Annotated in this window: 13 protein-coding genes; 2 read left to right on the top strand and 11 right to left on the bottom strand. The window is 35.6% G+C overall.

Annotation, left to right across the window (positions count from 1 at the left end):
* Positions 1 to 5: 5 nt before the first annotated feature.
* The 11 genes from CGC58_RS06300 to CGC58_RS06250 all read right to left on the bottom strand — a co-directional run bounded on the left by CGC58_RS06300 (position 6) and on the right by CGC58_RS06250 (position 10709).
* Positions 6 to 374 carry a ribosomal maturation YjgA family protein gene (locus tag CGC58_RS06300; protein ID WP_095895903.1) on the bottom strand — a complete coding sequence of 123 codons (369 nt, stop codon included), beginning with the start codon at positions 372 to 374 and terminating at the stop codon, positions 6 to 8.
* 36 nt (positions 375 to 410) lie between these two features.
* Positions 411 to 1085, bottom strand: a complete 675-nt coding sequence (locus CGC58_RS06295; RefSeq protein WP_095895901.1) for a DUF2461 domain-containing protein — start codon at positions 1083 to 1085, stop codon at positions 411 to 413.
* 66 nt (positions 1086 to 1151) lie between these two features.
* Complete coding sequence (locus CGC58_RS06290; RefSeq protein ID WP_095895899.1) at positions 1152 to 1829, bottom strand: hypothetical protein; 678 nt, start codon at positions 1827 to 1829, stop codon at positions 1152 to 1154.
* 381 nt (positions 1830 to 2210) lie between these two features.
* The gene (locus CGC58_RS06285; RefSeq protein ID WP_232748874.1) at positions 2211 to 3074 is read right to left on the bottom strand and encodes a formylglycine-generating enzyme family protein; all 864 of its coding nucleotides are present in this window, start codon (positions 3072 to 3074) and stop codon (positions 2211 to 2213) included.
* Between the two features lie 56 nt (positions 3075 to 3130).
* On the bottom strand, positions 3131 to 3718 hold the full coding sequence (locus tag CGC58_RS06280) for a hypothetical protein (RefSeq protein ID WP_095895895.1): 588 nt from the start codon (positions 3716 to 3718) through the stop codon (positions 3131 to 3133).
* Between the two features lie 108 nt (positions 3719 to 3826).
* Complete coding sequence (locus CGC58_RS06275; protein ID WP_157909217.1) at positions 3827 to 4867, bottom strand: hypothetical protein; 1041 nt, start codon at positions 4865 to 4867, stop codon at positions 3827 to 3829.
* A 13-nt stretch (positions 4868 to 4880) separates the two neighbouring features.
* On the bottom strand, positions 4881 to 6776 hold the full coding sequence (locus tag CGC58_RS06270) for an amidophosphoribosyltransferase (RefSeq protein WP_095895892.1): 1896 nt from the start codon (positions 6774 to 6776) through the stop codon (positions 4881 to 4883).
* A 24-nt stretch (positions 6777 to 6800) separates the two neighbouring features.
* A complete protein-coding gene (locus CGC58_RS06265; protein ID WP_095895890.1) occupies positions 6801 to 7799 on the bottom strand; it encodes a DNA adenine methylase in 999 nt (332 codons plus the stop codon).
* A gap of 1 nt (position 7800) precedes the next feature.
* Positions 7801 to 8658 (bottom strand): hypothetical protein, encoded by an 858-nt coding sequence (locus CGC58_RS06260; RefSeq protein WP_095895888.1) that lies wholly within the window; start codon positions 8656 to 8658, stop codon positions 7801 to 7803.
* 289 nt (positions 8659 to 8947) lie between these two features.
* Complete coding sequence (locus tag CGC58_RS06255; protein WP_095895886.1) at positions 8948 to 9763, bottom strand: leucine-rich repeat domain-containing protein; 816 nt, start codon at positions 9761 to 9763, stop codon at positions 8948 to 8950.
* Between the two features lie 19 nt (positions 9764 to 9782).
* Complete coding sequence (locus CGC58_RS06250; protein ID WP_095895884.1) at positions 9783 to 10709, bottom strand: PfkB family carbohydrate kinase; 927 nt, start codon at positions 10707 to 10709, stop codon at positions 9783 to 9785.
* Between the two features lie 268 nt (positions 10710 to 10977).
* Between CGC58_RS06250 and CGC58_RS06245 the strand changes: the two genes are divergently transcribed.
* Together CGC58_RS06245 and CGC58_RS06240 are read left to right on the top strand one after the other, a co-directional pair.
* A complete protein-coding gene (locus CGC58_RS06245; protein ID WP_232748873.1) occupies positions 10978 to 11889 on the top strand; it encodes a carboxypeptidase-like regulatory domain-containing protein in 912 nt (303 codons plus the stop codon).
* Positions 11858 to 12511, top strand: coding sequence for a DUF6850 family outer membrane beta-barrel protein (locus tag CGC58_RS06240; RefSeq protein WP_157909216.1), 654 nt, complete (start codon positions 11858 to 11860; stop codon positions 12509 to 12511). Before CGC58_RS06245 ends, CGC58_RS06240 begins: the two co-directional genes overlap by 32 nt.
* Positions 12512 to 12688: the final 177 nt, after the last annotated feature.

Below are 12688 nucleotides of genomic sequence, written 5' to 3'. Positions count from 1 at the left end.
TTACTTTATTTTGAATTAAATATTTTTAATAGAATACAACCAATTCCGTAACAGATAATATCTTCCCACGAAAAATAATTCCCCATTAGGATATAACCAATACTTCCTCTGGAAAAGCCCAGCAACTCAGCAAGTTTAAAAAACTGCAATATTTCAATGGCAACCGCAAACAGAAACACGCCAACAAGCAATTTATCTTTATTTTTAACTTTGAAGAAAGCTAAAACCAACGCATAAATTAGCATTACAACCAAAATATCTCCTACGTAAGCTCGCAGAAAGTACATTTTTCGCAGTACCGTTGCGATAAGCACCTCTATGACAAACAAAAACACCGCTTGCAGGAAATATTTTTTGTTAAATGTAAGCCTCATATTTATTTTTATATTGATTCTACTTCAACAGATACATTAACTTTCCTGCTCAAAAAGCGATTCTCCGTTGAGGTTCGTAGTCAGTGCTGTAGTCATAAAGTCAAAAAACGGACGCATCGCCTTAAATGCCTGTACGACCTCTTGCCAAAAGTCGGATTTTAGCACCTTTTCCATACAGAAATCGTATTTCAACAGAAATTGTTTCTTCCGGATGTAATGAATCATCGGGTTATTCTTATCGAACTCTTTCGGAGCTGTTTTGAGCTCATCGCCCCAAAGTTTTCCCTCGTAATATTTCCGAATACCTTCGGATTGCATCACCTGATTAAAACCCTCACCGTCAAGTTCTATTTCTTTACGAATACGATATAAATCTTCCTTATTCGGAGCGAAAAAACCTCCGCCTACAAACGTCTCATCAGGTGAAAGATGCAAATAATAACCTCCACGATAATGAGGTTGCTTACGCGGAAAATACAAACCGAAGTGCGTTTTGTAAGGAGTTTTGTCTTTTGAAAAACGAACATCTTTATAAATTCGATACATTTTCATTTCTCCAAGAAAATCACCTTTGGAAACTTCGTCATAAATAGTTCGAAAGAGATTCTCTGCCTTTATTTTAGCATTTTCATACTCGTTTTTATGCTCGGCAAACCACTGTCGGTTATTATTTTGAGAAAGTTCTTTTAAAAAAGAGAATATTTCTTCCATATTTTAAGAATTTTCTTTTATAAATACATTTTGTAATAGATTTTTCTATTACAGAAATGGATATTTTTACTTATTTTTTACTACAATACCTAACGCTTCAAGAGTTTGGTCATTCTGAAATAATATTTTGGCATAAGAAACGAATTCTGTATATATCGGATAAATCTTATCAAAAGCCTCATCACGCATTTCGGTTGCTTTTTGAGCCTGACCAATCTCTTTTTTTTGATTCTCTTTTAATTGAGTAAGTTCAGCAAGTGCATTTTGTTGTGCTTTTAGGTCGTTTTCTTGAATATTGATAGTACTTACCTTTTCCAAAAACTCCGAGTTATTCAATAATTGCCCGTAGAAATTATTTACCTGCTGAAACCACGCCGCATAAGCATTCTTTCTTCCGATGTTCAAGCCTAAGGTGCTTATTGCTTGTACATTTCCTTTGAATAAAATCTTACAGAAAGCTAAATGCCTTTTGTATATTTCATCAATCTCTTCACGTTTTTTATTTACCTTTTCTGTTTCTGCGTATTGCTCACCGTATTCTTTTTTCTGTACTTGTAAGAGTTCTTCCAGCTCATTAATTTTCTCTAAGTATTCATTAAATTTCTCTTCCGTATAACCTAAAGTTTGTAGTTGAGGCAGAATATTAGGTAGTTTTGCATTGGCAAATGCAATTTTCATCTGTAAAATAAGTGTATTTGTAGAAATATACTTACTTTTTGAAGTAGAATTTGTATTGTTTTCCATAATTTATGAATTTTAGGGGTTTATTATTTCAATATTTTAGCAAAAAATCTGTTTTTTACACTTTAGAAATCATTCAGCAAGTTTGATAATCCATTTCTGAGGCTTGATATATGATTTCTGCACATTGATAATCTATTTCTGATTGTTGATATATGATTTCTGTAACTTGATAACTTATTTCTGATACTTGATATATAATTTCTGCAAATTGATAATCCATTTCTGCGAATTGATATGGTATTTATATTTCTTGCTACTTTATATATGCAAAGTGTCAGTACATTATATTCTTATTTAGAAAGATTATGCACAAAGGTACAACAATTTTTGTAAAAGTCAATAGGGGATTATTAATTTGTTTGAGAAGTTATGCAGGAAGAATTATCTCTCCGGAGGAAAAACCACTCGGAATCCTGTGAAAATTTGTCCCAACTCGGTGCAGTTATGTCGTTTTGCGATGCGGATATTCGAAGGCTGTTGGTTGTAATGCCCGCCTCGGGTGACTCTGTTTTCGGGATAATCATTGTTTGTCGGCGTTTTGCTCATTACGGCGAAGAGCAGTTTCCCGATGAGTGACGGTTCTTCTTTGGGAACGCTCGTATTTCCTAATTTATAATCGTACGAGGTGAAAATATCTTCGCACCACTCCGATACATTGCCGTTCATATCATAAATACCCAATTCATTAGGTTGTTTTTTGCCAACAGACTGAAGTTCATCGGTATTTTGCCGATGCCAAGCCACATCGTCAAGGGAATTGCTTCCTGCGTAGGTGTGATTTTTGGTTTTGTTGCCTCCGCGAGCTGCGTATTCCCATTGCTCTTCCGAAGGTAATGTTCCGCCTACCCATTCGGCATAGGCTTTGGCTCCGTGCCAAGAAACCAACACGACGGGATGCTGCTCATAGCCCTTTTGAGCGACGTATTTTTCGTTTACTTTACGGATTTGACACCAACCTTCTTTCAGTTCTATGTAAGGAACATCGCCATTCTTCCGATTTCCTTTTGCATTGAGGAATTCGGCATATTGAGCATTGGTGATTTCGTATTTACTGATTCTGAAACTCTTCACAGTTACCTTATGTTGCGGACGTTCATTGGCTTCTCCTGCTGATTTAGGGCTTCCCATCAGGAAAGAACCTCCTTCTACCACGATTTTATCCTCTTCCGGATAGTTTCCTTTGGTTTGTGCTTTTGTCATTATCGCAAATGAAACAAGAAAAATAAAAAATATTTTGTGATGCATAAATTATTATCGGTTTTTTACGAAAGTGATTGATTAATCAACAAATGAAGATTTTTTTACTTTATAAAATACAATTCATAATCCAAACTATACCCGTGAGGAGCATTATCTTGCCGTAACCAATCGGTAGAATTTTTCATTTTCAATAAAGAATAGCTTTTCTTCTTGTTTAAGGCTCGTACTTTTATGGTTTTGTTTGTGTTGTTTTTGTCCAAAATTTCAAATCCGATGAAATATGTTTTATTTTCTTCCAACTGAATGGGATTTGATGAAAAACTGAATATGATTTCTTTTGTATTGTTATTCAGCGGGAAACTTTGTGGGGAATACAGCATTATTTCCATCGTTTCGGACAAAAGCAGAGGACGAGCAAAAATGATTTCCTCTTCCATTTTTAAATCCGAAGCGTCGCACCAAAATTTCATACCCACCAAATTCATTGTATTCTTCTGATGATAAGTGCTTACAACAGAAATGTTTCTGCTCGCCAATTGGGTGAGGTACTTTTTGCCTTTCAACTCCTTTTTTATTTCATATTTTGGTGGTTGTTGTGCAATGACAATGACTTCCTCCAAAACATTTATTTTCTCCTGTGCCGTTACAAAAAGCGTATGAAATAAAAGAACGAATACATATCGTTTCATAATCAAAAAGATAAGAAGGTTTTATAAAAACTACAAAGACATTATAGCAAAACAATAAAGAACAAGAAAACCTTGTTCTTTATGTTTAACTAAAATATAATTTTATAATTATTTTTCAAATTTAATGGGATTTGCATTCGTATCTAAAACAAAATACTTATTTCCTTCACTAACTAGAAAATAGATATTTACAAAGTCTTTGTTTCTATAATCCACAGAATCTAAACCCTTACCGAAAACTTCTCTTGATGAAGTATGTAAAATGGAGTGTATTCTGTATTTTCTTTGAGGAGCAACAACCCATCCACGAGTTGAGAAATCAACTATCCCTGATAGCTCTTTGTCAGATTGTACGTGATATTGAAATAAAACATCATCATAGAAAGGCTCACTTAAAAGTTCCCCAAATAGTACTTTTTGACCTGAAAGTGTAATTAAGCCTTTTTTATTATCAAAGTCTTCAACGTACAAAAAAGTTTCAGGATGTTCCAACTCCCAAAATTTGACTTTTTGATGAAAAAATGTTTTATTTTTAGCTCTTTTGAATGAAAATCCTTCTAATTCCTTACCATTTTGGTCTATAACAACATCTTTGTTTTCTTGATGTAAAACTGTATAATATAAATTTCCGTGTGGAATAGGTATCATATCTATATTGTCCTCATCACGTTGATGTCTCTTGTATTTTTTTGAATATTCTGTGATAATAGCTAATGCCCCTCCAGAAAGCTCTACTTTAAAACCTAAACTATCCATAGAGATATGTTGTTTCACTGAAACTGGTAAAATATCTCTAGAAGTATATGTTTCTGAAAGAATTCTTGTTGGATTATTCTTTTTTTTAGCTTTTTCTACAGAAAAAGTATAGTCTTTATAAATTATAACTTTATGATTTTTAAGACTAAACTCTAAATGAGGTTGAAAAGTGTTAGGACTTTCCATAATAGGTTTAGTTATCTTTTCTTTTGAAACGACATCCATCAAGCCCCAATCCTTTCCATTGAGGGAGTAAGGAACTAAATTGATAGGATTATATCCTTTTATTTTGCCTACTATTTCATCTTTAATAGTATTTTCAATGTTGGAAAACTGAGCAAACCCTTCCAAGACACTAAATAAGATTGTTAAAGTAAATATGGCTTTTTTCATTCGTACGAGTTTGTTAATACGCTCTATCTTTTTTTCCTTCATAAAAGTTGATAAAAGCTCGGTTTACCACACGGTTTCCGCCATTGGTTGGGTAATCGCCTGTGAAATACCAGTCGCCCAAATTTTGCGGACAAGCCTTATGCAAATTCGCCACTGATTGGAAAATAATTTTTACATCAATCGGATATTCTTTCGGCAATAATAATTCCGTGATTTTATCGGTAATTTCTTCATCAGTGAAAGGAGTGTAAATTTCTTTGACGTAGTTAATCACTTTGTCGTCGCTTAAATTCACTTGGGCGATACATTTTTTATACACCTCGTCCACAATATCGTAAGTACCTCTTTCTCTGTGTAGTTGCAGGGTAGCCTCAAAAGCAATAAGGTCTTCCAAACGAGCCATATCAATGCCGTAACAGTCGGGATAGCGAATTTGCGGAGCGGAAGAAACCACCACAATCTTTTTCGGTTTTAATCGTCCTAAAATGTTCAGAATGCTTTTCTTCAAGGTAGTTCCTCGTACGATACTATCATCAATAATTATCAGATTATCACCCTTTTGCACTGAACCATAGGTAATGTCGTACACGTGAGCCACGAGGTCGTCTCGTGAGCTGTCTTCCGTGATAAATGTGCGGAGCTTGGCGTCTTTAATGGCAACTTTCTCTTTTCGGATTTTTTGCGAAAGAATCTCGGCAAGTTTTTCCGAAGAAATGTTCTTTTCTGCCAAAATCTGTTGGTGTTTCAGCTCATTAAGGTAACTATCAGCCTCTTCCACCAAGCCAAGGTAAGAAGTTTCTGCCGTGTTGGGAATATAGGCAAACACCGTGTTTTTCAAGTCGTTACTTACAGATTGCAACACTTCGGGAAGTAACAAAGCTCCCAATTTTTTGCGTTCCAAATAGATTTCTTTGTCGCTTCCGCGTGAGAAATAAATTCGCTCGAACGAACACGCTTTTCGTGGCAATTGCGGAATGATTTCAGTAATGGAAGTACTTCCGTCTTTTTTGATGATGATGCCCGAACCGGGTTCGAGTTCCTGAATTTGGTCGAATTCCAGATTGAAAGCCGTCTGAATTACAGGACGTTCCGAAGCAATAACCACCACTTCATCGTCTTGGTAATAATACGCCGGACGAATGCCCGCCGGGTCGCGAACCACAAAAGCGTCGCCGTGACCGAGAATACCCGCCATTGCATACCCGCCGTCCCATCTTTGGGCGGATTTGCGTAGAATTTTCGCTACGTCCAATTCTTCGGCAATGCGTTTGGAGGCTTCTACTTTTGAAAGTCCTTCGTCTTTAAACTTGCGGTAAAGGCTTTCTACTTCGGTATCCAAAAAATGCCCGATACGCTCCATAACCGTAACAGTATCAGTGTCTTCTTTGGGGTGCTGACCGAGAGCTACCAAACGCTGGAAGAGTTCTTTGGCATTGGTCATATTAAAATTCCCCGCCACGATTAAGTTACGCGACTGCCAGTTATTTTGTCGCAAAAATGGATGTACGTTTTCGATGCTGTTTTGCCCGAAAGTGCCGTAACGCACGTGCCCCAAATAGACTTCCCCCACATACGGAAGCAGTTTTTTCTGTGCCTGAACATCGTCTTTCAGTTCGGGATATTCTTTCAGTAAAGCACTGATACGCTGATTGATTTGCGTAAAAATATCCTGTATGGGTTGGGGTTCGTTGCTTCGAACGCGACTGATATAGCGTTCGCCGGGTTGCATATCCAGTTTGATACTTGCCAGTCCGGCTCCGTCCTGCCCGCGATTGTGTTGTTTTTCGAGCATCAGATACATTTTGTTGATGCCGTAGAAGGTAGTTCCGTATTTTTGTTTGTAAAAATCCAGTGGTTTTAGCAGTCGCACCATCGCGATGCCGCATTCGTGTTTAATGTTGTCGCTCATTGTTTGTCAGTTAATCTTTTTTGATTAATTTTTATGCAAAATATGCAAATATTCTGTGGTTTGATTTGCTTTATGATTTCTGTTTTCTTCTTTGTCGGCTTTAAAACGTTGGTAATTGGTTGTTACCAAATCGTATTTGCCGTATTTTTCCATAATTTTTTGTATTTCAGATGATGGCATAAGCCCTTCGTTGTTATAACTTAAGAAAATATATTCAAATTCGGCGTGTTTAATCAAATCGTCAAATGAATTTGCAACTTGATTTTTCTTGCAATAATTCGATTTTTCATAACTCCGAAGCCCTGTTTTTCCTTTGGGTACAAATTCATCATATTTGGCTATGGTGTTAAGTAAATGATAATTAGCTCCGTACTCGCGTGCGTTGTAAGGTGGGTCAAGATAAAGAATATCGCCTTGAATTTTTTTGATGAGCGAATTGCTATCTTCATTATAAACCTTATGTTGGTTATGGTTTACGATAAAATCGGCAGGTTCTATCCATAAATCTTTTTGAGCCGATTTTTTGATATGTTTTAAAAAAGCCCCATATACCGAAGCCGTGTTTGCCACCTTATCGGCACTTTCAAGCAGTGATGCTAACAGAAAATAATACTCATTTACAGATATTTCCTGCCTGTTTTTCCATCGTTCAATTTGCTGACGAATGGCATCGATGCGTTTGCCGTTGGCTTCTTTGAAGTACTGCCTTTGTGCCTTCCCATTTTCGGAGTATTCATTAAAGATAAAGCCTTCAACCCCAGTGGTGGAATTCAATTCACAGATGTATTTAAAATAATCTATGTGAGTATGATTTTCAATATAGTTCTTGTTAAGCACATAACTATAATATTCCAAATCATTGGCAATTACTTGTTTTACTTCTTTTTTGAACGAACGCCCCACAATGCCTGTTCCTGCAAACAAATCACAAAAAACCCTATCCGATAAGTCTTGCCCAACCACCGAATAAATCGTCTGTTTGATAAATGCCGAAAGTTTGTATTTTGAGCCGATGTAGTTCATATTAATTGTATAAAAGTATAACAAACGCCTCTGTTTGGTAGGTTTTGATTCCGCCGTTTATGTGTTTGAAATCAAATGTTACCTTTAAAGGGGTTTCCAAATTTATTTCTGAAATAATTTTTCGTATTCTGACAGGCGAAACTTCTTCATCCAAATACACAATGAAAAGACGGGGAGAGGCTCCAAACCTGCCCTCATCTTGATGTTTATAAAGATACTCCGCTACCTTATGCGGATTGTTTATGGCGAAGTTTTTCCAATGGCCTCCAAAATCTTTTTTAAATTCATTAGTAGGACTTTTAGCTACTTTTTGGTCATAACTTTCCCCATTAATAAAGAAATCAACCCCTCTGGTGTGAGATAACGTAGGTATAATATTTTCATTTTTCAGAAAAACCAAGGTTTCTAAAAAATCATTCCTTTCAGTATTTATTTCCTTTATTCGGCGATATCTAACAGCTGCTAACTTTACCTTTTCATCTTTAACCAAACGTGAGGTGTTTTCAGCATTAAGATGTTGAACAAAATTATCAAACTGCCCTTGTGAAAAAGGCCAACCTACATTGCCTAAATTCAGGTTTTTCCACTCGTTAATTAAGATGTTTATGGTTTCTTCACCTTTTAAACCGTTTATAAACTTGGGTTTTTCTTTAAAAAGCGTTCTGATTTTATCCTTTGCATCATCATAATTCCAAATACGTACAATTTCATTAAATAATTCGTCAGATTTTTGTTTGTACAGCTGCCTTATGTCGTATCCGTACAGCTGTAAAAATTCAATGGCGTTGGGTTTGCTACTGAAAATCTTTTTTACGATATCCCTATCAATGGTACGCTTGATGTCTCTGATGTTTCTCATTTCACAAAAGGTTACAAAATTTCTCTTTTCACATCTCTTTTAGCTTTTTGTTTATTACTTCATTACTTGCCAGTTGTTTACAAGTAGAAATCCCCGTATGTTGAAGGATATCTATCCATTACATTTCGGTTTTCTTTTTATTTTGCAAGGGGTTTGAAATAACGCCACAAAAATATAAAATATAGTGTACTAACGAGCTATATTTAGCTATTTTTTTGAATTTCGATGTATAAACAAAAAATCTGAAAGATATATTCTTCCAGATTTTTTTTTAAATGTTTTAAGTACTTTAAGGTAATGCAACAATTTTATCGCTAAATTCAGACCAACTTTCGGCTATTTTATAAGCATTTACACTACTTGCTGGCACGCTAATCCGCCTAACTGTAAATTTACTAAACGTTGTACTTTTAATTACAGGAGGTGTTGTAGCGTTCACAGTCATTGTCGTTAAGCTACCACAGTTTCCAAAAGCATCTCTACCAATGCTTTCAATGCTTTTAGGAAGATTAACCGAAGGAAGATTATAACAATCATAGAAAGCATAATCTCCAATATGAGTTAATGTATTCGGAAAATTAATTGTTATTAATCCGCGACACTCTCGAAAAGCCCCCGTTTCGATATTTTTCACTCCATCTTTGATGGTAACAGTTTTTAGTCCTGAATCATAGAAAGCCTGGTTACCAACACTTTGTATTGTAGAAGGAATGGTTATGGAAACTAAATTATAACACTTGGTAAAAGATTCAAGTCCAAGAGTAGTAACACCATTGGGAATATGAACATTTGTTAGCTGAGTACAATTTTCGAAAGCTCTGTATCTAATATGTTCAACCTTATCAGAAATAACAATAGAGGTGAGTTTTTTGCGGTCTTTAAAGGCTTCTGGTGCAATAGAAGTAACCTCACGGAGCTTTATATCCTTCTGCATATCCACCGAAATGGTTTCGGGATTGAGCCATTTCTCTAATACCTTTCCGTCGGTACTTAATTGGTAATCCGATGAAGGGTACAACGGCTGCTCTTCTGTTGAATCTTTTTTACAAGCTACTGCAAATGCCACAAACAATGACAAAGCTGCATAAATCAAAGTTTTCTTCATATCTATAAAAATTTAAATGTTACGCTATTTTCATTTCAAACTGCGTGAGTTCTTTAAAACGGAAAAGACGCTCACGCATTTCCTCTTTGGAAAGTTCCAGCACACGTTCCGCACCAAATTTTTCCACACAGAACGAAGCCAAATTAGAACCATAAATCACCGCATTTTTGATACTTTCAAAGGAATAATCATCTGCACTGGTTAAAAAGCCCACCATTCCGCCCGCAAACGTATCGCCAGCTCCCGTAGGGTCAAAAACTTCTTCCAAAGGCAGTGCAGGAGCAAAGAAAACAGAATCCTGATGAAACAAAAGTACCCCGTGTTCGCCTTTTTTGATAACCACATATTTTACCCCCATATTCATTATCTTTTGAGCAGCCTTTACCAGCGAATACTCCCCCGTGAGTTGGCGTGCTTCTTGGTCGTTGATGGTAATGACATCTACTTTGTTTATCACCTCAATGAGCAGTTCCCAAGTGTTGTTCATCCAATAGTCCATCGTATCGAGAACTACCAAATTAGGTTTCTTATTCATCTGCCGAAGGATATCAAGCTGTATTTTAGGGTGTAAGTTACCGAGCATAAGTACTTGGGCATCTTTGTATGCTTCGGGAATAACGGGTTTAAAATCCGATAGCACATTCAATTGTGTTTCCAACGTATCGCGTACGTTCATATCGTTATGGTATTTTCCGCTCCAAAAGAAAGATTTTCCTCCTTTAACAATTTCTACCCCCGAAATATCAATATTTCTATCGGTCAGAAGGTTCAAAAAAGGTTGTGGGTAATCCTCTCCTACGATTGAAACAACGGCAGCATTTACCCCAAACTGAGCCGCCGCCACAGCAATGTAATTCGCGGCTCCTCCCATTATTTTATCGGTCTTGGCAAAAGGTGTTTCAATCACGTCAAAGGCTACGGTACCAACGATTAGCAATTTACCCATTTTTATTGAAAAAATTTATAGTTTTTGAAAGTCTTATTTTTTAAGCTACAAAGATAAATATTAATTGAGAATATGCAATTATTTAAGAGGAAGTGCATTTATTGAATTTTAAATGTTTTGCTTGCTTTGGTAAAGAATGAAGGAGACTTTTACAATCAATATTTGTGTGTTGTTGTGAATTGAATGAGTTGTCCTTCTTTTAACAATTTATTTATTTAGATTTATTAAAAATATTTATACATTTGTATCCTAAAAAGAGTGACAAACAGTGCGAAACTATTTATTTCTTTTTGCGGTTTTTATTTTCTATCAAGTACACGGACAGGCGACACTGACCTTAAAGGTTCAGGACTCTCTGCAAAATCCGATTGCTCAAGCACACGTTTTGGCAAATAACAAAGGAAATTTCACCAATTCGGAGGGGATGTGTTCTTTCTCTTTACAAGAAGGCAAATACACAGTAAAAATTTCACATATTTCGTTTGAGAATTATTCCGCAAATATTTCTATAAAAAATGATACTTTGATAGTAATTTCATTGAAGGAAAACAGAGAATTTTTGCAAGAAGTGGTAGTTACAGCGATGGAAAAAAAAGCTCCGACATCTACTTCCGTGATTGACCAAAAGGCTATGAAGCATTTACAACCTTCAAGTTTCGCTGATTTGGTCAGTTTACTGCCAGGGAAAAGTGTCAGTGCTCCCGTGTTGAATCAGGCAAACAAGCTCACTTTACGTGAAACGGGTATTTCGAGCGGTAATTATTCTATTTCATCATTGGGAGTTGCTTTTACGATTGACGATATCCCAATAAATTCAAACTCCAATATGCAAGAAACGGTTGGTTACGAGATGATTGTAACACCTTCCTCAGGTTATGTTGATGCGAAACGAAATGTTGTTCGCTCAGGAATTGATATGCGTTCCATTTCCACTGATGACATTGAAAAAGTGGAAGTCGTAAGAGGAATTGCTCCCGTAAATCAAGGAGATTTGAGCAGTGGATTGGTTCAAATTTCACGAAAAAGAGGAAAAACTAACTGGAACTCAAGAATGAAATCTGACGGATTCAGCAAGTTATTTTACGTTGGTAAAGGTTTTCATTTCAAGAAGCAAAATCTAAGTTTAAATTTAAGTTTGGATTATCTTGATGGGTACAGAAGCTATGCGTTTAACGAATAGAGATTTGAATATCAATTTTATAAAGTTATTCAATAGTCAGAAAAACACTTACGGAATAAAATTAAATTATCTTCGGAATGAGAAAAAGGGTATAGAACCTATACTTTCAGGAAGAGGTAATAACAATAATATTGAAGTAATTTCCAGAAATGAAAACTATCGCCTTGAAAATGATTTTTTTGAGTTGAGCGGACTGTTTTATTCTGGCAGAAAGGCACAGTTGAATTTTTCTCCTTTTGTAAATTATCAGATTTATCGGGAGGAGTATTTTCTCGTTAAGAGCTTTCAACATTTTGATTATATGGGTGTTGGTGCCAAAATTGCGTATATCAACGCTTTGGATGCTAAAAATGTTTTATCCTTCGGTTTGAATATCAATCACCGAAAAAACTTGAAAAAAATGTCCGTGCTAAGAAATGATGATGAAATTTCATTAAGCGAAATGATGAAACATAATTATCACTTTTTAGCTTCTAACTCTACAAAATACGGAGTGAAATTAAAAATAGATCGCTATTTGAGTCCGAAATTTAATATTTTTTTTGGAATTAGCAGTGAAATAGTTACTTTTGAAGGGAAAACAAACTATTTGTACAACATTTCAACAGGAGTTAGTTTTTAAAACTATTTCAGAGGATTATATTTATGAGACGTATTTTTATATTTCTGAGTGTTTTTTCTGCGTTTGCTATCTGTAAGAGCAATGAAAACTTAAACAGATTGCAACAGGAAGAGGATTATATTAAACCTGTCTAAACTTTTTAAGAGGAAAATTAAAAGTTCCAAGAATTTTTAGCAT

Source organism: Capnocytophaga stomatis (assembly GCF_002302635.1).
Taxonomy (GTDB): domain Bacteria; phylum Bacteroidota; class Bacteroidia; order Flavobacteriales; family Flavobacteriaceae; genus Capnocytophaga; species Capnocytophaga stomatis.
Note: the sequence above shows the minus strand (reverse complement) of the source record. Positions and strands in the feature narration are given on the sequence as shown.

What these genes read in the sequence shown, in the direction of transcription:
- CGC58_RS06270 (WP_095895892.1), bottom strand. Translation starts at nt 6,776, where the DNA reads ATGAGCGACAACATTAAACACGAATGCGGCATCGCGATGGTGCGACTG.
- CGC58_RS06265 (WP_095895890.1), bottom strand. Translation starts at nt 7,799, where the DNA reads ATGAACTACATCGGCTCAAAATACAAACTTTCGGCATTTATCAAACAG.
- CGC58_RS06250 (WP_095895884.1), bottom strand. Translation starts at nt 10,709, where the DNA reads ATGGGTAAATTGCTAATCGTTGGTACCGTAGCCTTTGACGTGATTGAA.
- CGC58_RS06295 (WP_095895901.1), bottom strand. Translation starts at nt 1,085, where the DNA reads ATGGAAGAAATATTCTCTTTTTTAAAAGAACTTTCTCAAAATAATAAC.
- CGC58_RS06285 (WP_232748874.1), bottom strand. Translation starts at nt 3,074, where the DNA reads ATGCATCACAAAATATTTTTTATTTTTCTTGTTTCATTTGCGATAATG.
- CGC58_RS06290 (WP_095895899.1), bottom strand. Translation starts at nt 1,829, where the DNA reads ATGGAAAACAATACAAATTCTACTTCAAAAAGTAAGTATATTTCTACA.
- CGC58_RS06240 (WP_157909216.1), top strand. Translation starts at nt 11,858, where the DNA reads ATGGGTACAGAAGCTATGCGTTTAACGAATAGAGATTTGAATATCAAT.
- CGC58_RS06260 (WP_095895888.1), bottom strand. Translation starts at nt 8,658, where the DNA reads ATGAGAAACATCAGAGACATCAAGCGTACCATTGATAGGGATATCGTA.
- CGC58_RS06300 (WP_095895903.1), bottom strand. Translation starts at nt 374, where the DNA reads ATGAGGCTTACATTTAACAAAAAATATTTCCTGCAAGCGGTGTTTTTG.
- CGC58_RS06280 (WP_095895895.1), bottom strand. Translation starts at nt 3,718, where the DNA reads ATGAAACGATATGTATTCGTTCTTTTATTTCATACGCTTTTTGTAACG.
- CGC58_RS06255 (WP_095895886.1), bottom strand. Translation starts at nt 9,763, where the DNA reads ATGAAGAAAACTTTGATTTATGCAGCTTTGTCATTGTTTGTGGCATTT.
- CGC58_RS06275 (WP_157909217.1), bottom strand. Translation starts at nt 4,867, where the DNA reads ATGAAAAAAGCCATATTTACTTTAACAATCTTATTTAGTGTCTTGGAA.